A 19,886-nucleotide genomic window follows, 5' to 3' on the forward strand; every position below is an offset into this window, starting at 1 on the left:
GGGGCATTTTTGCCCTTATGGCAGCTGGAATCGGCACCTGTTGCTGGGGCTAAAACAGGCTATGACTATGCAGAATCAAAAAAACGAACAGGAAGTTTCCTCCTTTATAGCTCAATCCTGGCATCGTTGCGGGAAAATTATGCAGCGAGAAACATGGGGTATCCCTCACCAGGCTCAGGGGCTAACTTTTGAGTCCATCTGTCGTCGTAAAACCGCGCTGCTGGCTATTGCTCAAGCCGCTCTGGAAGATGCCTGGGAGTTTATGGATAGCCGCGCCTGTGCGTTATTTATTCTCGATGAGTCTGCTTGTATCCTCAGCCGCTGTGGTCACTCTGAAACCCTGGAACAGCTTGAAACGTTGGGATTTCTTGCCGGGAGTTATTGTGCGGAAAGCATCATTGGGAGTTGTGCCCTTTCGCTGGCGGCTATGCAGGGGCAGCCGATAAAAACCCACGGCGAGCAACATTTTAAACAGGCGTTGTTTCCTTGGTCATTTTGCTCAACACCGGTGTTTGATAACAACGGGCGGCTTTTTGGATCGATAGCATTGTGTTGCCGAACCACCGAGGCAACACCCGCAGACTTGCCGCTGACTCTCGCAATTGCCAGAGAAGTCGGGAACTCACTCTTAACCGACAGTTTGCTGGCCGAATCTAACCGCCATCTGAACCAGATGTACGGCCTGCTGGAAAGTATGGACGACGGGGTGATGGCGTGGAATGAACAAGGCGTTTTGCAATTTCTTAATGTGCAGGCAGCAAACATGCTTCATCTGGATAATCAGGTCAGCCAGGGGAAGAATATTAGTGAACTGCTTACGCTCCCGGCTTTGCTGCGCCGGGCGATTAAACATGCCAAAGCGCTAAACCACGCTGAAGTGACATTTGAAAGCCAGCACCAGTTTATTGATGCAGTGATCACTCTGAAGCCCATCGTCGAAGAGCAGGGCAACAGTTTTATCTTGTTGCTCCACCCGGTTGAACAGATGCGTCAGCTAATGACCAGCCAACTGGGCAAAGTGAGCCACACCTTTGAGCAAATGTCGGCTGATGATCCTGAAACTCGCCGTTTAATTCACTTTGGTCGCCAGGCGGCGAGAGGGCGTTTCCCCGTGCTGCTGTGTGGGGAAGAAGGCGTGGGAAAAGAGCTGATTGCTCAGGCTATTCATAATGAAAGTGAGCGCGCCGGTGGCCCCTATATTGCCGTGAATTGCCAGTTATATGCAGACAGTAGTCTGGCGCTGGGTTTTATGGGAAGTGCGCCAAATAGCGACGAAAATGGGCGATTAAGTCGGTTAGAACTGGCTAATGGCGGAACCCTTTTCCTTGAGAAAATTGAATATCTGGCACCAGAACTTCAGTCAACGTTATTGCAGGTGATCAAACAGGGGGTTCTGACGCGCCTCGATGCCCACCGTCTTATTCCGGTCGATGTGAAAGTCATCGCCACCACGACGGTTGAGCTTGGAAATCTGGTGGAACAGAACCGTTTTAGCCGCCAGCTTTATTACGCATTACACTCCTTTGAGATTGTTATTCCCCCTCTGCGTGAGCGCGCGAACAGCATCCCATCGTTAGTACACAATCGGCTACGCAGCCTGGAGCGGCGTTTTGCTTCTCGCCTGAAAGTCGATGACGATGCTCTGTTGCAACTGGTGGCATATTCCTGGCCGGGTAATGATTTTGAGCTAAACAGCGTGATTGAAAATATTGCCATCAGCAGTGAGCATGGTCGCATTCGCCTGAGCAATCTTCCTGCCCACTTGTTTAGCGAACGCCCTGGCGACAGAAGTAATTCCTCATTGCTACCTGCCAGTCTGACGTTCTCCGCCATCGAAAAAGAGGCTATTATTCATGCGGCCAGAGTCACCAGTGGCCGAGTGCAGGAGATGTCTCATCTGCTTAATATTGGCCGCACGACTTTGTGGCGCAAAATGAAGCAATACGATATTGATGCCAGCCAGTTTAAGCGCAGACATCTGGACTAAGTTGCGGTTCTGGATGGCACTCTTCCAGGCGAGCCATAGAAAACAGCGCATCAGACAGCCGATTAATGTAACCCTTCAGCGCATCACGCAATGGGATGTCGCGATCTATTGCCACCAGGGTTCGCTCAAGCTGACGAGCTAACGTACGGGCGACATGCAATTGCGCTGAAGCCATGTTTTTCCCAGGAATCACAAACGCTTTCAATGGGCCGGTTATCGTCATGTTCTGGTCAATCAGCTGTTCCAGCTCGCTAATATCTTCAGCTTCAATGACACGAGTTAACCGAGCCGCGCCTTTGGCATCGCTGGCCAATTCGGCTCCGACGATAAACAAGTCTTCCTGAACCTTATGCAGAGACTGGCGCAACGGCGTGATTTCGCTGGCTGCATAACAGACGCCAAGTTGAGAAATTAGCGCATCAACGGTGCCGTAAGCTTCCACCCGGATATCGTCTTTATAGATGCGGCTACCACCAAACAGGGCGGTGGTTCCCTTGTCTCCGGTGCGGGTATAAATATGATACATCGCTAAGTTGCCTCACTAAAAGGGATCACTTTGACCAGTTGCCCGGCATTCGCACCAATGTTGCGCAGCTTACGCAAACTACTCTCAGGCGCGCAGCTCCGCAGCGCCTGGTCGATGGGCAATTGGGCATGAGTTAACACTGCTTCACCCAAGGCACTGACCCCCAAACCCACACGCAATGCGGAGCTACGCGCTGCTCGCTGACCGAGCTGGAGTGCGCTTTCCCCGGTGTTTTGCAACGAGGTCTGGCAAGGAACTCCTTGTTCTTCCAGCCCCATACAAATCTGAAAAATAATGTCATTGCTGACTATCTTTTCATCGTAAAACAGATGCACGGCAGGCGGTTTAGGAATGCCAAGATTCTGCATGGTTTTGGCTCCATGACGAGTGAATACAAGGGGGGAGGAAATGGGCCGAACAGGTGGCCCATAGAATCATCAGAACGCCTGACGGAAGATTTCAACAATGTCTTTCTCATTACCTTTTCGTGGGTTAGAGAAAGCATTACCGTCTTTCAGTGCCATTTCAGCCATGTATGGGAAGTCAGATTCTTTAACGCCTAAATCGCACAGGTGCTGCGGAATACCCACATCTGCAGAAAGACGGGCAATCGCGTTGATGGCGAGTTCAGCTGCATCCATTGTTGATAAACCCGTGGTGTTCTCACCCATAAATTGCGCGATGTCGGCGAATTTTTCCGGATTGGCAATCAAGTTATATCGTGCGACATGAGGCAGTAAAACCGCATTTGCCACACCGTGCGGCATATCGTAAAGGCCGCCTAACTGGTGAGCCATGGCGTGAACATAACCGAGATTCGCGTTATTGAATGCCATGCCAGCTAGCAGGGAAGCGCAGGCCATATTTTCGCGCGCAACCAGATTGGTGCCTAAGGCCACAGCCTGACGCAGGTTGGTCGCAATCAGTTTAATCGCCTGAATAGCCGAGGCGTCGGTAACCGGGTTGGCATCTTTTGAGATATAAGCTTCTACTGCGTGGGTTAATGCATCCATACCCGTTGCCGCGGTAAGACCTGCTGGTTTGCCAACCATCAATAGTGGGTCGTTAATCGAAACCGAAGGCAGGTTACGCCAGCTCACAATAACAAACTTCACTTTGGTTTTGGTGTTGGTCAACACACAATGGCGAGTCACTTCACTGGCTGTACCGGCGGTGGTATTCACGGCAATAATCGGTGGCAATGGGTTCGCCAGCGTTTCAATACCTGCGTAGCTGTACAGATCTCCCGGATGCGTTGCGGCAATGCCAATCCCTTTACCGCAGTCATGCGGACTACCGCCACCAACGGTAACAATCACGTCGCATTGCTCTTTCTGGAAAACAGCGAGTCCATCGCGAACATTAGTATCTTTCGGGTTGGGTTCTACGCCATCAAAAATAACCACGTTGATTCCAGATTCACGCAGATATTTTACGGTCTGATCCACCGCACCATCTTTAATTGCGCGTAAACCTTTATCCGTCACCAGGAGTGCTTTTTTACCCCCTAATAATTCGCAGCGTTTCCCTACGACAGAGACTGAATTAGGGCCGAAAAAGTTCACATTTGGAACCAAGTAATCATATATGCGATTGCTCATAATAAACCTTCATAAATTGCTGAGGAAATAATATTAATTTTGAGAAAAACAATTAAGTGCGACGGTTGCTAATTGAATATCTTGCTCTACGGTGCCACCGCTGACACCAACCGCACCGATAATTTGACCATTTTCAATAATAGGGAAACCGCCACCGAAAATAACAATGCGCTGTTGGTTAGAAAGTTGTAAACCGTAAAGAGATTGCCCCGGCTGGACATCATGCGTGATTTCATGAGTAGGTTTTTTCAGGCAGCACGCTGTCCAGGCTTTGTTTAGCGCAATCTCGTAACTGGTGATGAAAGCTTGATCCATCCGCTGTACCAGTAGGGTGTTTGCACCACTATCCACCACGGAGAACACGACTGGTACGTGCATTTCCAATGCGGTTTGCTCAACAGCTTCAGCCATTTTTTTCGCGATAGCGAGGCTGACATTGCCAGCGGCATGACTTTTTTTCATGTGATCTCCTGATAATAATATTCTACCGGCATTACCAGGGCCGGATGGATTAATCAAATAGGTTGCCGATAAAATATTGTGAAGGTTATTTAGGTTATTGCCTTACGTTTTCATTCTATCTTTACGCAATTGAATATAAAGTCAATAGTGCCAAAATAGCGAAAATTAATTCTGTGGTTATATTTTGGGTTGTTTTTTGGAATAAATAATGGTTAGGATCACATTTCTTTGAAGAATTTATTATTGCTGTTTCATTATGAAACCTGACAGTAAAAAACACGTGCCAAAATGAAACGTAATTAATTTTGTTTTTATATCACGCTATTCATCTTAAATTTTCGTCAATTACCGCTGGGGGCATTGGCCCTGGGCGTCACACTTATCCTTTGAGCCAAAATATGATGAAAAGATCAAAACGATTTGAGGTTCTCGCCCAACGCCCCGTGAATCAGGATGGCCTGATCGGCGAATGGCCAGAAGAAGGCTTGATTGCAATGGGAAGCCCGTGGGACCCATGCTCTTCCATTAAAGTAGTCGACGGATTGATTGTAGAGCTGGACAGTAAACCGCGCGCCGAGTTTGACATGATCGACCGCTTTATCGCCGATTACGCCATCAACATTGCCGAAACTGAACGAGCCATGGCGCTGGATTCGCTGGATATTGCGCGCATGTTGGTGGACATCCACGTGAGTCGTGCCGCGATTATTAAAGTCACCACCGCTATTACTCCAGCTAAAGCAGTCGAAGTAATGGCTCATATGAACGTGGTCGAGATGATGATGGCGTTGCAGAAAATGCGCGCCAGACGCACCCCATCGAACCAATGCCATGTTACCAATCTCAAAGATAACCCGGTCCAGATTGCCGCAGATGCAGCCGAAGCGGGGATCCGTGGTTTTTCAGAACAGGAAACCACGGTGGGTATTGCCCGCTATGCGCCATTTAATGCCCTGGCGTTACTGGTCGGTTCCCAATGTGGACGCCCAGGCGTGCTCACTCAGTGCTCTGTTGAAGAGGCTACGGAGCTGGAGCTGGGTATGCGTGGCTTTACCAGCTACGCAGAAACAGTATCGGTGTACGGAACAGAACCGGTATTTACCGATGGAGACGATACCCCTTGGTCTAAAGCGTTTCTTGCCTCCGCTTATGCTTCCCGCGGGTTGAAAATGCGTTATACGTCGGGCACAGGCTCGGAAGCATTGATGGGGTACGCGGAGAGTAAGTCGATGCTGTATCTCGAATCTCGCTGTATTTTTATCACTAAAGGGGCCGGGGTTCAGGGGCTGCAAAATGGTGCCGTGAGCTGCATTGGTATGACAGGGGCGGTGCCTTCGGGGATCCGCGCTGTATTGGCCGAAAACCTGATTGCCTCCATGCTGGATCTGGAAGTGGCTTCGGCCAATGACCAAACCTTCTCCCATTCGGATATTCGCCGAACCGCCCGTACGCTGATGCAGATGTTGCCGGGTACTGACTTTATTTTCTCCGGTTACAGTGCGGTGCCGAACTACGACAACATGTTCGCGGGCTCGAACTTTGATGCGGAAGACTTCGACGATTACAACATCCTACAGCGCGATTTGATGATAGATGGCGGGCTGCGTCCCGTGACCGAAGAAGAGACTATCGCCATTCGCCAAAAAGCGGCCCAGGCTATCCAGGCAGTATTCCGTGAGTTGGGATTACCGGTAATTACGGATGAAGAAGTCACCGCAGCAACCTATGCCCACGGCAGCAAAGATATGCCACCTCGTAACGTGGTGGAGGATCTGAGTGCGGTTGAAGAGATGATGAAGCGCAATATTACCGGGCTGGACATTGTGAAAGCGCTGAGTTGCAGCGGCTTTGAAGACATTGCCAGCAACATTCTCAATATGCTGCGCCAGCGTGTCACCGGGGACTACCTGCAAACTTCTGCCATTCTTGACCACCAGTTTGACGTGGTGAGTGCCATCAACGACATCAACGATTACCAGGGGCCGGGCACCGGCTATCGCATCTCACCAGAGCGTTGGGAAGAGATCAAAAATATCGCCACTGTCATCCAACCAAACACCATTGAATAAGGGAAAACCGACAATGGAAAATAGCGTCAAGAAGGCTCCGGTGTTCACTCTGAATCTGGTGGAAGGAGAGGTTGCAGCCACAGGCGAACGTGTGGATGAAGTGGTCATTGCGGTAGGGCCTGCATTTGATAAGTACCAGTATCAGACGCTGATCGACATGCCTCACAAAGCGATTATTAAAGAGCTGGTGGCGGGTGTTGAGGAAGAGGGGCTTCATGCACGAGTGGTGCGTGTTCTGCGCACCTCGGATGTTTCGTTTATGTCCTGGGATGCCGCAAACCTAAGTGGTTCCGGTATTGGGATTGGGATCCAGTCTAAGGGGACGACGGTCATCCATCAGCGTGATTTACTGCCACTGAGTAACCTCGAATTGTTTTCACAAGCCCCGTTACTGACGCTCGCCACTTACCGCCAGATTGGTAAAAACGCGGCCCGCTACGCGAAACGGGAATCTCCGTCGCCCGTACCGGTGGTTAACGACCAGATGGTGCGTCCTAAATTTATGGCTAAAGCGGCGTTGTTCCATATCAAAGAGACCAAACATGTGGTGCCGAATGCGAAGCCTGTCACTCTGCACATCGAAATTTCCCGGGAGGAACAATGAACAATAAACCAATGACCGTTGAGGATTACCCCCTCGCTTCGCGCTGCCCTGAACGCATTAAAACGCCGACGGGAAAGCCATTAACGGATATCACCCTAGAAAATGTGCTCGCCGGGAAAATTGGCCCGCAGGATGTTCGTATCTCCCGACAGACTCTGGAATATCAGGCACAAATTGCCGAACAAATGCATCGCCATGCTATTGCGCGCAATTTGCGTCGGGCGGGGGAGTTGATTGCGATCCCGGATGCCCGAATTCTGGAAATCTACAATGCTTTGCGTCCTTTCCGTTCAACGGTCGCCGAGTTGCTGGCGATTGCGGACGAGCTGGAAACTTGCTACCAGGCAACAGTAAATGCGACTTTTATCCGCGAAGCCGCAGAGGTTTACCAGCAACGCGACAAGCTGCGTAAAGCAGGCTAAGGGTACAACGTTTATGGCATTAATAGCGGGGATTGATATTGGCAACGCCACTACTGAGGTGGCGCTGGCCGAGTCCGGCGAACATGGCCCACGATTTTTGACCAGCGGGATTGTCTCAACCACCGGAACAAAAGGTACCAAGGAAAACATTCCAGGGGTGATAGCCGCACTGGAACAAGCACTGGAAAAAACCGGGCGATCTAAAAATGAGGTGGCGTTAATCCGCCTCAATGAAGCTGCACCGGTTATCGGTGATGTGGCGATGGAAACCATCACTGAAACCATTATTACCGAGTCCACCATGATTGGTCACAACCCCCAAACGCCGGGTGGTGAGGGGATTGGCGTGGGGACGACCATTGCACTGGAAAAACTGGTTGATGTCGATTACCAGGAGTATGACAAAGGCTGGATCCCGCTTATCGACAGCCGGATTGATTTCCTGGATGTTGCCTGGCAACTGAATGCGGCTCTGGATCGAGGGATTAATATTGTCGCGGTGATCCTGCAACAAGACGATGGCGTGCTTGTCCATAACCGCTTGTCGCGGACATTACCGATTGTTGATGAGGTGACGTTGCTTGGGCAGGTGCCTGAAGGGGTTCTGGCGGCGGTAGAAGTGGCTGCGACGGGGCAGGTGATCTCTGTGCTTTCAAATCCCTATGGTATTGCGACTTTTTTCAATCTTAGCCCGCAAGAAACCCAGATGATTGTTCCGGTTGCCAGGGCATTGATTGGTAACCGTTCCGCTGTGGTACTGAAAACTCCAAAAGGTGATGTGAAATCACGGGTTATTCCAGCGGGGAACCTCTTTATCCGCGGGGAGAAACGCAACGCGCAAGCGGATGTGGCCAGTGGCGCAGAGATCATCATGCAAGCGGTAAACGGTTGTGCGCCAATTCTGGATATAAAAGGTGAGCCCGGAACTCACGCGGGAGGCATGCTTGAACGCGTTCGTCAGGTGATGGCTTCTTTGAGTGGACACGGTGCTGATGAGATTTTCATTCAGGACTTGCTGGCAGTGGACACGTTTATTCCCCGTAAGGTTCAGGGGGGAATCGCCGGTGAGTTTTCAATGGAAAATGCCGTTGGGATCGCCGCGATGGTGAAATCAGACCGCCTGCAAATGGAAGTCATTGCCCGCGAATTGAGCCTGAAACTGAATACCCATGTGGAAGTTGGGGGAGTAGAAGCCAATATGGCTATTGCTGGTGCGCTGACCACGCCTGGCAGCGCTGTACCTTTGGCGATCCTCGACCTTGGTGCGGGTTCAACCGATGCGGCGACCATCAATGGTTCCCGGCAGGTGAAATCAGTCCATTTGGCCGGGGCGGGCAATATGGTGAGTTTGCTGATTAAAACCGAACTGGGATTGAGTGATTTATACCTCGCAGAAGAGATCAAAAAATATCCGCTCGCCAAAGTGGAAAGTCTGTTCAGTATTCGTCACGAAAATGGCGCGGTGGAGTTTTTCCGAGAACCGTTAAGCCCGTCAGTTTTTGCCAAAGTGGTTTACATCAAAGCAGGCACTCTGGTGCCTATCGAAAACCATACCTCACTGGAAAAAATCCGGCTGGTGCGCCGCCAGGCAAAACAGAAAGTCTTTGTCACCAACTGCCTTCGTGCATTACGTCAGGTCTCGCCAGGAGGCTCCATCCGCGATATTGATTTTGTGGTATTGGTGGGCGGTTCCTCGCTGGATTTTGAAATTCCGCAGCTTATTACGGAAGCCCTTTCCCATTACGGCGTTGTTGCCGGACAGGGCAATATTCGTGGCACAGAAGGGCCGCGTAATGCGGTAGCCACTGGACTGGTACTTCCCCTGGAAGCCTGAGGCCGCAATTTTAATCTTCCTTTGTATCTACAGCAGGATCCTATCATGAGTCAGACATCAAGTTTAAAAGGGCAGTGTATTGCTGAAATGCTGGGCACCGGATTGCTGGTCTTCTTCGGTGTCGGGTGTGTGGCAGCGCTAAAGGTGGCAGGAGCCAATTTTGGCCAATGGGAAATCAGTGTGATTTGGGGCTTAGGCGTCGCGATGGCTATTTATCTGACCGCCGGAATTTCTGGCGCGCATCTAAACCCGGCGGTGACGCTTGCATTCTGGCTGTTTGCCTGCTTTGAACGACGCAAAGTATTGCCTTATATCGTGGCCCAAATAGTTGGTGCATTCTTTGGTGCGGCGTTAGTTTACGGTCTGTATTCCAGCCTGTTTATCGACTATGAACAGGCGCACCATATGGTGCGAGGAAGCGTTGAAAGCCTGCAACTGGCGGGTGTTTTTTCTACCTATCCGAATATTCATCTCGGATTGGCTCAGGCATTCGCAGTGGAAATGGTCATCACGGCAATTATGATGGCGATGATTATGGCGCTATCTGATGATGGCAACGGGATCCCGCGCGGGCCGCTGGCACCGCTGTTAATTGGTTTACTGATTGCGGTTATTGGTGCATCCATGGGGCCGTTAACCGGCTTTGCCCTGAATCCTGCGCGCGATCTGGGCCCGAAAATCTTTGCCGCACTTGCCGGCTGGGGAAAAGTAGCCTTTACCGGTGGATTCACCATCCCTTATTTCCTGGTTCCGCTCTGCGCACCTGTTGTCGGTGCTCTTCTCGGAGCATGGCTCTACCGTCAACTGGTGTCTCCTCATCTTCCTTGCGAAAAGCCTGCGGCGGTTACTGAGCGCCAGTAGGTTAAGCCGAATAATAAAATCCACGCAAATGCGTGGATTTTTAACTGTCCCCCTTAAACCCCCCTCTTGGGGAGGTGTGATTGATTCTGTAAGGCTTACAGCCTGAAGAAAGTCGATACTGGTTCTCCTTACTCATCACAAGTAAAAGGAGGTATGCCAACATGGGCCATTATAGAAGTTAATCACCTCATGTTTATTGTTTAACATTAACAGGATTGAGAAGTGTCCTGGATTACTGATCCATATATGGACGCCCCGGGTATTACAAGTACTGGTTCGATACGGTTTGCGACCATATATCCGGCGTCATTAGTAGGTTAAGTTACCCGCGCCATGATGTTATCCGAACCCTGTTTCCTTATCACTACACCGGTATAAAATTACCCAGGATCACTTCAGGCTGTTACAGGGACGGTAGCCGTTTTCTCATCAGTGCCTGCAAACTCAGAGAGACATGTTTCCTTTAACACTGTATTAGTTAACTCACAGCGAAAGCCTTGTTCATATTAAAATCAACACCATCAGTCAGTATGCGCCAGATGATCCGGGTCAGTTTGTTCGCTAAAGCTACGGTGGTTTTCAGAAAACCTCGTCGAGCCTCCAGTCTTTTCAGCCAATAACCCATGCTGTCATCACGTTTTTTCACGCATCGCATCACTGAGCGTGCACCATGGATGACCAGTGTTCTCAGGCTGCGATTGCCATTTATTGTCACAGAGGACAATTTTTGTTTTCCTCCCGAACTGTGCTGCCGGGGAACCAGACCGCACCAGGCAGATAATTCTCTGCCACTGGAAAACTGCACTGCATCCACTTCACTGATAAAAGCCGCAGCGATAAGCGGGCCGACACCCGGGATCGTTAATAAATGACGATATGCTGTCTGTTGTGAAGATAATGCCGCAATTTCTTTATCCAGACAGGTGACTCGTTCATTCAGTGCCTGCATATCTTCCCGTAATGAAGAAAGTAAACGGCGAAGCGTGAAAGTTAAGTCATTAGATGCATCTTCAATAAGTTCAGGTAGCTGCTGCTGGTGGCACTGAATTCCAACAGGAATAATGAGACCATATTCAGCGAGCAGAGAACGAAGCTGGTTAGCCAGCGCGGTTCTCTGCTCAACCATAAGCTGACGGGTATTTCGTAGTGCTTTGATATCCTGCTGTTCCGTGGTTTTGACCGGAACAAAGTGAATGCCCAGGCGGCATGCTGTTTCACAAATTGCCAAAGCATCGTTGGCATCGTTCTTCTGGCTCCTGACAAATGCTTTCACGTGCTGGGCGGGGATAAGTCTTACGCTATATCCCATGGAACCGAGGGTTCGCCCCCAGAAATGAGAAGTTGAACAGGCTTCCATCGCAATTAAAGTACCGGGTTCAAACTGGCGAAGCGTATCCAGCAATTTCTGACGCGATATTTTTCTATTCCAGGCCACGGAACCATCAACCATCCAGACACATACCTGAAAAACTGATTTAGCAATATCGATACCAACAACTCTGATCGTGTTCATGTGATGTTACTCCCGGATTAATGCAGTCCGTAAAAGTATGGCACTGGCTACTTCAGGAAGGGGCGTCCATCACATCACTACAATCTGCTCAATCCAAATGGTTAAGTTTTGATGAAAATGCACTGGATATGTGACTCTTCATCCAGGGAATCATTAAGAGTAGTGAATACCAATAGCCCCTGACGTTAAAACAACATCTGGGGCTAATTGAGGACTAGTTATAGAGCTCGGTTTTACCGTTTGAAGAGAAGAGTCTCATTTTATGTTCAACCACGGCTTTAGCAGCTTCAATCGGGCGAAGATAGAGGCTGCTTGGCTCATGACCCCTTTTCAGAATATTTTTTACATTGTTGCCATATATCTCACCAGGAAGTGATATTGAGTGACAGTTTTCGAGCATCAGACCCATACCTGGCTTACTCGATACTTTATTCTCTTTCCCGAAGAAATAATCATTCACTGTATCGATATCTCTGCGCAGAGTACTGGCAGAGATGTTTAATACCTGAGCTATCTCTGCAGTAGAACGCCACCCACTTTGTGATGCTAGAATGTTAATTAAATCTCGTTGTCTTTTAGTAAGCACTTTCATCCTCAGTCTCTTTAAGCAATGTCTATGCTCCATAGCATTAGTTATATCTATCAGGGCAGGGCATGACAAAGAAATACCAAAAGGTGGAGACGATATGATAATGAACATCTCCCTAGCATAACTGGAGAAAATTGACTTGTGGACGCAGGGTGGAAGTAAAAATAGGCATTATTGCTACAATTCTGGATGGAGGAAATAACATAAAATACCAATATTATTAACATGGTTGCTGTTGCTAATATGGAATTAACTCATCTGAAGGTTACGTGTTTTTCCAGACTGTATTACAGGGCGGTAGCGATTGCAGTGCCCGAATGAGGTCGTGTGTGGGATTACTATCCAAGGGTAATGTCACATGTATTCAGCAAAAACTGCACTTCTATAAAATTAGCTCAGACGTCATAAAAAGAAAAATCCACGCCTTTGCGTGGATTTTTAACTGCTTCATCAATCAGCACGGCATTATTAAACGCCGTGAGACGTGAAGAGGGGTTAAACGTTGAACAAGAAGTTCATAACATCGCCATCTTTAACGATGTAGTCTTTACCTTCAGCACGCATTTTGCCTGCTTCTTTCGCGCCTTGCTCACCTTTGTAGGTGATGAAGTCTTCGAAGGCAATAGTCTGAGCACGGATGAAGCCTTTTTCGAAGTCAGTGTGGATTTTACCCGCAGCTTGTGGAGCTGTAGCGCCAACTGGGATAGTCCATGCACGTACTTCTTTCACGCCCGCGGTGAAGTAAGTTTGCAGATTCAGCAGCTCATAACCCGCGCGGATCACGCGGTTCAGGCCAGGTTCTTCCAGGCCCATTTCTGCCATGAACTCGTCACGGTCAGCATCGTCGAGTTCAGCAATATCAGACTCAACGGCGGCACAGACAGCAACAACTACAGAACCTTCAGCAGCGGCGATTTCGCGCACTTTGTCGAGGTATGGGTTGTTTTCGTAACCGTCTTCATTGACGTTCGCGATATACATCGTTGGTTTCAGCGTCAGGAAGCTCAGGTATTTGATAGCCGCTTTGTCTTCTTCGGTCAGAGGAAGCGCACGCAACATACCGGCGTTCTCAAGCTGTGGCAGACATTTTTCCAGCGCAGCCAGTTCAGCTTTTGCGTCTTTATCGCCGCCTTTTGCTTTCTTCTGCACGCGGTGGATGGCACGTTCGCAAGTATCCAGATCTGAAAGCGCCAGCTCAGTGTTAATGACTTCGATGTCATCGGCTGGATCAACTTTGTTATTCACGTGAATGATGTTGTCGTTTTCAAAACAACGCACTACGTGGCCGATGGCTTCGGTTTCGCGAATGTTGGTCAGGAACTGGTTACCCAGGCCTTCACCTTTGGATGCGCCTTTCACCAGACCGGCGATATCAACGAACTCCATGGTAGTTGGCAGAATGCGCTGTGGTTTTACGATTTCGGCCAGTTTATCCAGACGTGGGTCCGGCATTGGTACCACACCAGTGTTCGGCTCAATGGTACAGAACGGGAAGTTTGCAGCTTCGATTCCCGCTTTGGTGAGCGCGTTGAACAGGGTTGATTTACCAACGTTCGGCAAGCCGACGATACCGCATTTGAATCCCATGGTTTAATTCACCTTAATTACTTGATATTCAATGAGTTGATGTTGTCTCATTGATAAAATGATCATAACTTTCCCCATTATACACCCAAACGGCATATAACGGGCGCAGAAATCCTTGCTGAAAGCCGCGAGAACGTTTATTGCGCTTTAAAGGCGTGCAGGCGATTGGTGGCTTTGGTTAAACCTTCTTTCAGCCATACCTCAGTGCAACGTGCCGCTTCGTCTACTGCATCATCAATCAGCTTCTGTTCGCTAAGGGGAGGTTTGCCCAGCACAAAGCCGACAACTTTGTTTTTATCACCAGGATGGCCGATTCCGACGCGTAAGCGGTGAAAGTTAGGGTTATTGCCCAGTTTGCTGATGATATCTTTCAGGCCATTGTGGCCACCGTGGCCGCCGCCGAGTTTGAATTTTGCCACACCTGGCGGTAGATCTAACTCATCGTGCGCAACAAGAATTTCATCTGGCGCGATGCGGAAAAATGTCGCCATCGCCCCAACAGCTTTACCACTGAGGTTCATAAACGTGGTTGGCACCAACAGGCGAACATCTTCACCGGCAAGGTTTATGCGCGCTGTGTAACCGAAGAATTTGCTTTCTTCTTTGAGCGACTGATTATGGCGCTGTGCAAGCAGATCCACATACCAGGCTCCTGCGTTATGGCGGGTTGCAGCATATTCCGCACCTGGATTTGCCAGGCCAACAATTAATTTAATGCTCACGTTTAATATCCTGAAAACAGACAAGAGCCGCGTAGTTTACTGTGCCCAGGACTCGATGACAAAGAAGCAATGCAATCCCTATTCAAGTGTTGAATAGTTCACCATCTAAACAATTAGAATTTCATGCTATTCAGCGAGTTATTTGTAAATATATGTAGGCTTTCATTCGTAATTGTGATCGCCCACGCACATAATTCGAAGCGGTGTTGTCTATACTTTACACACAAGGAATGGGGATTTCCCCCGCCGACCCAGGTACACCCGGAGGTGACATATGAAACGCAAAAACGCTTCATTACTCGGCAACATTTTCATGGGCTTGGGGCTTGTCGTCATGGTGGGTGGTGTTGGTTACTCAATTTTAAACCAACTCCCTCAATTCAATTTCCCGCAATATTTCGCCCACGGTGCTGTGTTAAGCATTTTTGTTGGTGCGGTGCTTTGGCTGGCTGGTGCGCGTGTCGGTGGGCACGAACAAGTAGGTGACCGTTACTGGTGGGTGCGCCACTTTGATAAACGTTGCCGCCGCGATGACAGCCATAAACATAGTTAACTAAATTTAGAAAATGAAAACGGTTCTGTCGCAGAACCGTTTTTTTTGGCAAAAACTTTACTCAGCCAATGCAGCCTGAATATCCGGGAAGAAAGCAAGGCGACCCGCAATGGGCTTAACACCCGCACGAGCCAGCGTTTTAAGCGGCTGAAACTCCAGGTTAGTTACCCGCAACTCGCAACCTTCCGGCAGTTTTTCCACAAAACGTTGAAACGCATCCAGTCCACCGGCATCCAGTACCGGAACGGCATCCCATTGCAAAATAATCAGATGATTTTGCTCAACGCGCTGGGCGAGATCATTAAATAATCCCTTGGCGGCGGCGAAGAATAGCGGCCCGGTGACGCGTAATGCCAGCACACCTTCTGGCGTAGGAATGTTTACCGGTGCCAGACGGGTCATGCGGGCAATGCGACGCATAAACAGTAAAGAGGCCAGCACAATCCCCACGCTAATCGCGATAACCATATCGAACAGCACCGTTAACGACATGCAGATAAGCATGACGATGATGTCGTCTTTCGGCGCACGGCGCAGCAGGCTGACCACTTTATGCGCTTCACTCATATTCCACGCCACCATTAGCAGCAGGGCGGCCATTGCGGAAAGCGGCAACCAGGAAAGCAGAGGGGCCAGCACCAATAACGCCATAATCACCAGCAATGCGTGAATCACGGCAGCCATCGGTGATGTTGCGCCAGCGCGCACGTTGGCGGCTGACCGGGCAATGGCGGCGGTGGCAGTAATCCCACCAAAGAATGGCGCAATGATATTGCCCATCCCCTGGCCGATAAGTTCGCTGTTGGCGTTATGTTTGGTGCCCGTCATACCATCTAACACCACGGCGCACAGCAGCGATTCAATTGCGCCGAGCATCGCCATCGAAAAGGCTGCCGGGAGCAGGGCGCTTAAAGAATCCCAGCTCAGCGTGAAGTTTGAGTTGGGAATATTCCACGGCAGCATCAGTTGTGGCAACAGTTGTGGAATGCCATTGCCCTGGGTGCCGTCAGCCAATACATAGTGGAAGCGTGAGCCGATAGTCGCCACATCGAAGCCTGCTGCATGTACCGCTGCCATGGTGGCACAGCCTGCCAGCAGTGCCGGTAAGTGGCCGGGTAAACGAATGCCAAAACGCGGCCAGAGAATCAACACGCCGAGTGTCACGATGCCAATTGCCGCATCGCCGAGATTAATCGTTGGCATTGCCATCGCCAGCGCCGCCACTTTATTCAGGTAGTGTTCCGGCACGTGTTCCAGCGTCAGGCCAAAGAAATCTTTCACCTGCATAGTGGCGATGGTAATCCCAATCCCGGAGGTAAAACCGAGTGTTACGGAAAGCGGGATGTATTCAATCAGGCGGCCAAACCGCGCCAAACCAAACAAAATAAGAAACACGCCGGACATCAATGTGGCGATGAGTAAACCCGCAAGGCCGAACTGTTGCGCCACCGGATAGAGGATCACCACAAACGCCGCTGTTGGGCCGGAAACACTGAAACGTGAACCGCCGCTTAAGGCAATCACAATCCCGGCAATCGCTGAAGTATACAGGCCATACTGCGGGGCGACACCGCTGCCAATCGCTAACGCCATCGCCAGGGGAATAGCAATAATCCCTACGGTAATACCAGCGATAACATCGCGGCTAAAACGAGAAACCGTGTATTTCTCTCGCCAACAAGCGTCTACCAGAGCGCGGAAAGGTAATATAGAAGAAGATACGTTTTTCACTTTGATTCCATCCGTGAGCGCATCATCTGTCATTTATGAGGGATATGGCAGGTGAAGGAGGCATTGGTTTAATAAATACATACTACAAAAGAAAAAACCCGCCGCAGCGGGTTTTTTTAAACGAGTTCGATTAGTGCTCGAACATCGCAGAGATTGATTCTTCATTGCTGATACGGCGAATAGCTTCAGCCAACATGCCAGACAGAGTCAGGGTGCGGACGTTAGGCAGTGCTTTGATTTCATCAGACAGTGGGATGGTGTCACATACGATAACTTCGTCGATCACGGAGTTACGCAGGTTGTGAACCGCATTGCCGGAGAAAATCGGGTGAGTTGCGTAAGCAAACACACGTTTAGCACCACGCTCTTTCAGTGCTTCAGCTGCTTTGCACAGAGTGCCGCCGGTATCGATCATATCGTCAACCAGTACACAATCACGGCCAGATACATCACCGATGATATGCATAACCTGGGAAACGTTAGCGCGAGGACGACGTTTGTCGATGATAGCCATGTCGGTATCGTTAAGCAGTTTTGCGATAGCACGAGCACGCACAACGCCACCGATATCTGGAGAAACCACGATTGGGTTTTCCAGGCCGATTTGCAGCATATCTTCTAGCAGGATTGGGCTACCGAAAACGTTATCTACAGGAACATCGAAGAAGCCCTGAATCTGTTCTGCGTGCAAGTCCACGGTGAGAACACGGTCAACCCCAACACTTGAGAGGAAGTCAGCAACCACTTTCGCGGTGATTGGCACACGGGCGGAACGCACACGGCGATCCTGACGAGCATAACCAAAGTAAGGGATAACAGCGGTGATACGACCTGCAGAAGCACGGCGCAGGGCGTCGACCATAACAACCAATTCCATAAGGTTGTCATTAGTTGGTGCACAGGTGGACTGGATGATGAAAATATCACCACCGCGTACATTTTCGTTGATTTGTACGCTTACTTCTCCGTCGCTAAAACGACCGACGGCGGCGTCACCAAGGGAGGTGTACAGGCGGTTGGCAATACGTTGTGCTAGTTCCGGGGTGGCGTTACCAGCAAAAAGCTTCATATCAGGCACGAGAAAAACCTCAGGCATGCGTCCAGTGGCGGATGGAACTACCGCAGCTTATGCGGGCGGGGTAGCGCCATCCAGGCGGTGTATAAAGAGCTTGATGCAACGTCTGAAACAAGGTGACGTTGTCACCAATACTCAGCTTGCCCGGATATGGCCTGATGCAGCGGGGAGACATTAACGCCTCGCGCAACAAACCCATGCAGCCATTCCGGGGCTTGCTTAAGCACCTGGCGGGCAGCGTTCTCGGTGTCAAATTCAGCAAACACACAAGCGCCGGTGCCGGTCAGGCGCGACGGCGCGTATTCTAACAGCCAGGAAAGCAGCTCATCAACCTTACGAAAACGTTTTCTTGCGATAACCTCACAATCATTACCAAATTCACAGTTTAATAACGTGTCAATTGATCTGATCGGGGTATTTCGTGGTAGCTCTGGATCTTTGAAAATGACAGGCGTGGGAATGCTGACGCCAGGATGTGCAACCAGGTACCACTTTTCCGGTGGAGAGACGGGGGTGAGCTTCTCACCAACACCTTCGGCAAAAGCGGCAAATCCACGCACGAATACGGGGACGTCGGCGCCGAGAGTGATACCCAACGCCGCCAGTTGATCTTCAGTCAGGCCGGTGTTCCACACATGGTTTAGCGCCACCAACACTGTTGCTGCATTTGATGACCCGCCACCTAAACCGCCGCCCATTGGCAATCGTTTTTCAACGCTGATTTCTGCCCCAGCACCCTGCGGCAACGTGCCCATCAGCAGGGCGGTGTCTTGCAATAATCGAGCCGCGCGGACAATTAAATTCTCTTCATCCGGCACCCCTTCAATCGGAGTAGCTAAGCGAATTTGACCATCATTTGTCGGCTCAATGCTGAGGGTGTCGCCATAATCAAGGAACTGAAATAAAGTTTGTAAATTATGGTATCCGTCTTCACGACGACCGGTGATATACAAAAATAAATTCAGTTTTGCTGGGGATGGCCAACGTTTTCTCATTATTTGACTGTCCAGTTATCCATTTTGAGTTTGATACGCTGTGAGCCTTCGCGCAGTTCCATATTTGACGGCAGAGCAGGCTGCACACTGTCGTCATAATCGCTATACACCACTTTCCAGGTTTTGCCGTCCTGGGTGTAGTTGATTTCACTCAGGCGATATTGAGCATCAATTTTATAGTCAGTGGCCTCACCCGGCAGGCCGAGGATCCATTGACGCAGGCTATTGAGCGGAATAGGCATTCCCGTCAATTTACCCACCATCTCTTCTGCATTATCGGCGACGTACTTTTTGCCATTGCGGTCGGTCAGTTGCACGACACCAGGCTGCGCATTGAGCTCAAGCTCGGTGCTGCCTAACGGGTTAGTCAATAATAAGCGATAGCGATCCGGCGAGGTTTGTTGCCAGTTATAGCGTGCATAAACTTTTTGACTATCGGAGAGATAAGCAAAAGCACCACGTGTTTGATATTGGGTGATTTTTTGTACTTGTTGCTGGTGTTGTAACCACTGCGGAGAGTCAGGACTTTTGCCTGGACCGCTTGGTTTTGGCGTGACACAAGCAGTCAAAATAAGGCTTGCCAGTGGCGCAAGGCGCAGCAGACGGGCTTTCGTCATAGACATAGAGGCAACGGTTCCTTCTCATTAATTTTAGTTGTTAACTGTTTATGCTAGCGGCGCATAGTCAGGTCGTCTATGGTCATGTTGTCTTAAATCATTAATTGTAGTGATACCCCACAAGGAGTGGCTCCCTTT

19 protein-coding genes are annotated in these 19,886 nt (G+C 49.9%); 7 read left to right on the forward strand and 12 right to left on the reverse strand.

The window, feature by feature from the left end; genetic code table 11:
- Positions 1-61 precede the first annotated feature (61 nt).
- A complete protein-coding gene (gene dhaR, locus D8682_RS25805; protein ID WP_121815538.1) occupies positions 62-1,987 on the forward strand; it encodes a dihydroxyacetone kinase operon transcriptional regulator DhaR in 1,926 nt (641 codons plus the stop codon).
- On the opposite strand, the gene D8682_RS25810 is transcribed toward dhaR, so the two are convergent.
- The 4 genes from D8682_RS25810 to D8682_RS25825 all read right to left on the reverse strand — a co-directional run bounded on the left by D8682_RS25810 (position 1,965) and on the right by D8682_RS25825 (position 4,576).
- Positions 1,965-2,513 (reverse strand): cob(I)yrinic acid a,c-diamide adenosyltransferase, encoded by a 549-nt coding sequence (locus D8682_RS25810; RefSeq protein ID WP_121815539.1) that lies wholly within the window; start codon positions 2,511-2,513, stop codon positions 1,965-1,967. The genes dhaR and D8682_RS25810 overlap by 23 nt on opposite strands.
- Positions 2,514-2,515: 2 nt before the next feature.
- A complete protein-coding gene (locus tag D8682_RS25815) occupies positions 2,516-2,881 on the reverse strand; it encodes a glycerol dehydratase reactivase beta/small subunit family protein (protein WP_121815540.1) in 366 nt (121 codons plus the stop codon).
- 69 nt (positions 2,882-2,950) lie between these two features.
- Entirely contained in the window at positions 2,951-4,114 is a 1,164-nt protein-coding gene (gene dhaT, locus D8682_RS25820) for a 1,3-propanediol dehydrogenase (protein WP_121815541.1), read from the reverse strand.
- A gap of 33 nt (positions 4,115-4,147) precedes the next feature.
- Complete coding sequence (locus D8682_RS25825) at positions 4,148-4,576, reverse strand: heme-binding protein (protein ID WP_121815542.1); 429 nt, start codon at positions 4,574-4,576, stop codon at positions 4,148-4,150.
- 401 nt (positions 4,577-4,977) lie between these two features.
- Between D8682_RS25825 and D8682_RS25830 the strand changes: the two genes are divergently transcribed.
- From D8682_RS25830 to D8682_RS25850, 5 genes are read left to right on the forward strand one after another with little or no spacing between them, the layout of a single operon-like run.
- Positions 4,978-6,645 carry a propanediol/glycerol family dehydratase large subunit gene (locus tag D8682_RS25830; protein WP_121815783.1) on the forward strand — a complete coding sequence of 556 codons (1,668 nt, stop codon included), beginning with the start codon at positions 4,978-4,980 and terminating at the stop codon, positions 6,643-6,645.
- A 13-nt stretch (positions 6,646-6,658) separates the two neighbouring features.
- A complete protein-coding gene (locus tag D8682_RS25835) occupies positions 6,659-7,249 on the forward strand; it encodes a propanediol/glycerol family dehydratase medium subunit (protein WP_121815543.1) in 591 nt (196 codons plus the stop codon).
- Positions 7,246-7,671: a diol dehydratase small subunit gene (locus D8682_RS25840; protein WP_121815544.1), complete on the forward strand. Its 426-nt coding sequence runs from the start codon at positions 7,246-7,248 to the stop codon at positions 7,669-7,671. The genes D8682_RS25835 and D8682_RS25840 overlap by 4 nt, the downstream gene beginning before the upstream one ends.
- A gap of 13 nt (positions 7,672-7,684) precedes the next feature.
- Entirely contained in the window at positions 7,685-9,505 is a 1,821-nt protein-coding gene (locus tag D8682_RS25845; RefSeq protein WP_121815545.1) for a diol dehydratase reactivase subunit alpha, read from the forward strand.
- A gap of 45 nt (positions 9,506-9,550) precedes the next feature.
- Entirely contained in the window at positions 9,551-10,366 is an 816-nt protein-coding gene (locus D8682_RS25850; protein WP_121815546.1) for an MIP/aquaporin family protein, read from the forward strand.
- Between the two features lie 478 nt (positions 10,367-10,844).
- On the opposite strand, the gene D8682_RS25855 is transcribed toward D8682_RS25850, so the two are convergent.
- The 4 genes from D8682_RS25855 to pth all read right to left on the reverse strand — a co-directional run bounded on the left by D8682_RS25855 (position 10,845) and on the right by pth (position 14,777).
- Positions 10,845-11,879: an IS110 family transposase gene (locus D8682_RS25855; protein ID WP_121815547.1), complete on the reverse strand. Its 1,035-nt coding sequence runs from the start codon at positions 11,877-11,879 to the stop codon at positions 10,845-10,847.
- Between the two features lie 214 nt (positions 11,880-12,093).
- Positions 12,094-12,471 (reverse strand): HTH domain-containing protein, encoded by a 378-nt coding sequence (locus tag D8682_RS26865; protein WP_162303055.1) that lies wholly within the window; start codon positions 12,469-12,471, stop codon positions 12,094-12,096.
- Between the two features lie 492 nt (positions 12,472-12,963).
- Entirely contained in the window at positions 12,964-14,055 is a 1,092-nt protein-coding gene (gene ychF / locus D8682_RS25865; RefSeq protein ID WP_064547413.1) for a redox-regulated ATPase YchF, read from the reverse strand.
- 137 nt (positions 14,056-14,192) lie between these two features.
- The gene (gene pth / locus D8682_RS25870; protein ID WP_064547411.1) at positions 14,193-14,777 is read right to left on the reverse strand and encodes an aminoacyl-tRNA hydrolase; all 585 of its coding nucleotides are present in this window, start codon (positions 14,775-14,777) and stop codon (positions 14,193-14,195) included.
- A 274-nt stretch (positions 14,778-15,051) separates the two neighbouring features.
- Here pth and ychH point away from each other — a divergent pair, with 274 nt between their 5' ends.
- Positions 15,052-15,330 carry a stress-induced protein YchH gene (gene ychH, locus D8682_RS25875; RefSeq protein ID WP_064547408.1) on the forward strand — a complete coding sequence of 93 codons (279 nt, stop codon included), beginning with the start codon at positions 15,052-15,054 and terminating at the stop codon, positions 15,328-15,330.
- A 57-nt stretch (positions 15,331-15,387) separates the two neighbouring features.
- Here ychH and dauA read toward each other — a convergent pair whose 3' ends face one another.
- The 4 genes from dauA to lolB form a co-directional block, all read right to left on the reverse strand.
- Positions 15,388-17,094: a C4-dicarboxylic acid transporter DauA gene (gene dauA / locus D8682_RS25880; RefSeq protein ID WP_121815548.1), complete on the reverse strand. Its 1,707-nt coding sequence runs from the start codon at positions 17,092-17,094 to the stop codon at positions 15,388-15,390.
- Between the two features lie 97 nt (positions 17,095-17,191).
- A complete protein-coding gene (gene prs / locus D8682_RS25885; RefSeq protein ID WP_008454180.1) occupies positions 17,192-18,139 on the reverse strand; it encodes a ribose-phosphate diphosphokinase in 948 nt (315 codons plus the stop codon).
- Positions 18,140-18,261: 122 nt separating this feature from the next.
- Positions 18,262-19,131 (reverse strand): 4-(cytidine 5'-diphospho)-2-C-methyl-D-erythritol kinase, encoded by an 870-nt coding sequence (gene ispE / locus D8682_RS25890; protein WP_064547404.1) that lies wholly within the window; start codon positions 19,129-19,131, stop codon positions 18,262-18,264.
- Positions 19,131-19,754: a lipoprotein insertase outer membrane protein LolB gene (gene lolB, locus D8682_RS25895; protein ID WP_064547402.1), complete on the reverse strand. Its 624-nt coding sequence runs from the start codon at positions 19,752-19,754 to the stop codon at positions 19,131-19,133. Before lolB ends, ispE begins: the two co-directional genes overlap by 1 nt.
- Positions 19,755-19,886: the final 132 nt, after the last annotated feature.

Source organism: Buttiauxella sp. 3AFRM03 (assembly GCF_003675305.1).
Classification (GTDB): Bacteria; Pseudomonadota; Gammaproteobacteria; order Enterobacterales; family Enterobacteriaceae; genus Buttiauxella; species Buttiauxella ferragutiae.

Coding starts and splice junctions, on each gene's coding strand:
- dauA (WP_121815548.1), bottom strand. CDS start 17,094: ATGACAGATGATGCGCTCACGGATGGAATCAAAGTGAAAAACGTATCT.
- ychF (WP_064547413.1), bottom strand. CDS start 14,055: ATGGGATTCAAATGCGGTATCGTCGGCTTGCCGAACGTTGGTAAATCA.
- D8682_RS25810 (WP_121815539.1), bottom strand. CDS start 2,513: ATGTATCATATTTATACCCGCACCGGAGACAAGGGAACCACCGCCCTG.
- dhaT (WP_121815541.1), bottom strand. CDS start 4,114: ATGAGCAATCGCATATATGATTACTTGGTTCCAAATGTGAACTTTTTC.
- D8682_RS25855 (WP_121815547.1), bottom strand. CDS start 11,879: ATGAACACGATCAGAGTTGTTGGTATCGATATTGCTAAATCAGTTTTT.
- ychH (WP_064547408.1), top strand. CDS start 15,052: ATGAAACGCAAAAACGCTTCATTACTCGGCAACATTTTCATGGGCTTG.
- D8682_RS25835 (WP_121815543.1), top strand. CDS start 6,659: ATGGAAAATAGCGTCAAGAAGGCTCCGGTGTTCACTCTGAATCTGGTG.
- D8682_RS25845 (WP_121815545.1), top strand. CDS start 7,685: ATGGCATTAATAGCGGGGATTGATATTGGCAACGCCACTACTGAGGTG.
- D8682_RS26865 (WP_162303055.1), bottom strand. CDS start 12,471: ATGAAAGTGCTTACTAAAAGACAACGAGATTTAATTAACATTCTAGCA.
- ispE (WP_064547404.1), bottom strand. CDS start 19,131: ATGAGAAAACGTTGGCCATCCCCAGCAAAACTGAATTTATTTTTGTAT.
- D8682_RS25825 (WP_121815542.1), bottom strand. CDS start 4,576: ATGAAAAAAAGTCATGCCGCTGGCAATGTCAGCCTCGCTATCGCGAAA.
- lolB (WP_064547402.1), bottom strand. CDS start 19,754: ATGTCTATGACGAAAGCCCGTCTGCTGCGCCTTGCGCCACTGGCAAGC.
- D8682_RS25815 (WP_121815540.1), bottom strand. CDS start 2,881: ATGCAGAATCTTGGCATTCCTAAACCGCCTGCCGTGCATCTGTTTTAC.
- dhaR (WP_121815538.1), top strand. CDS start 62: ATGACTATGCAGAATCAAAAAAACGAACAGGAAGTTTCCTCCTTTATA.
- D8682_RS25830 (WP_121815783.1), top strand. CDS start 4,978: ATGAAAAGATCAAAACGATTTGAGGTTCTCGCCCAACGCCCCGTGAAT.
- D8682_RS25840 (WP_121815544.1), top strand. CDS start 7,246: ATGAACAATAAACCAATGACCGTTGAGGATTACCCCCTCGCTTCGCGC.
- D8682_RS25850 (WP_121815546.1), top strand. CDS start 9,551: ATGAGTCAGACATCAAGTTTAAAAGGGCAGTGTATTGCTGAAATGCTG.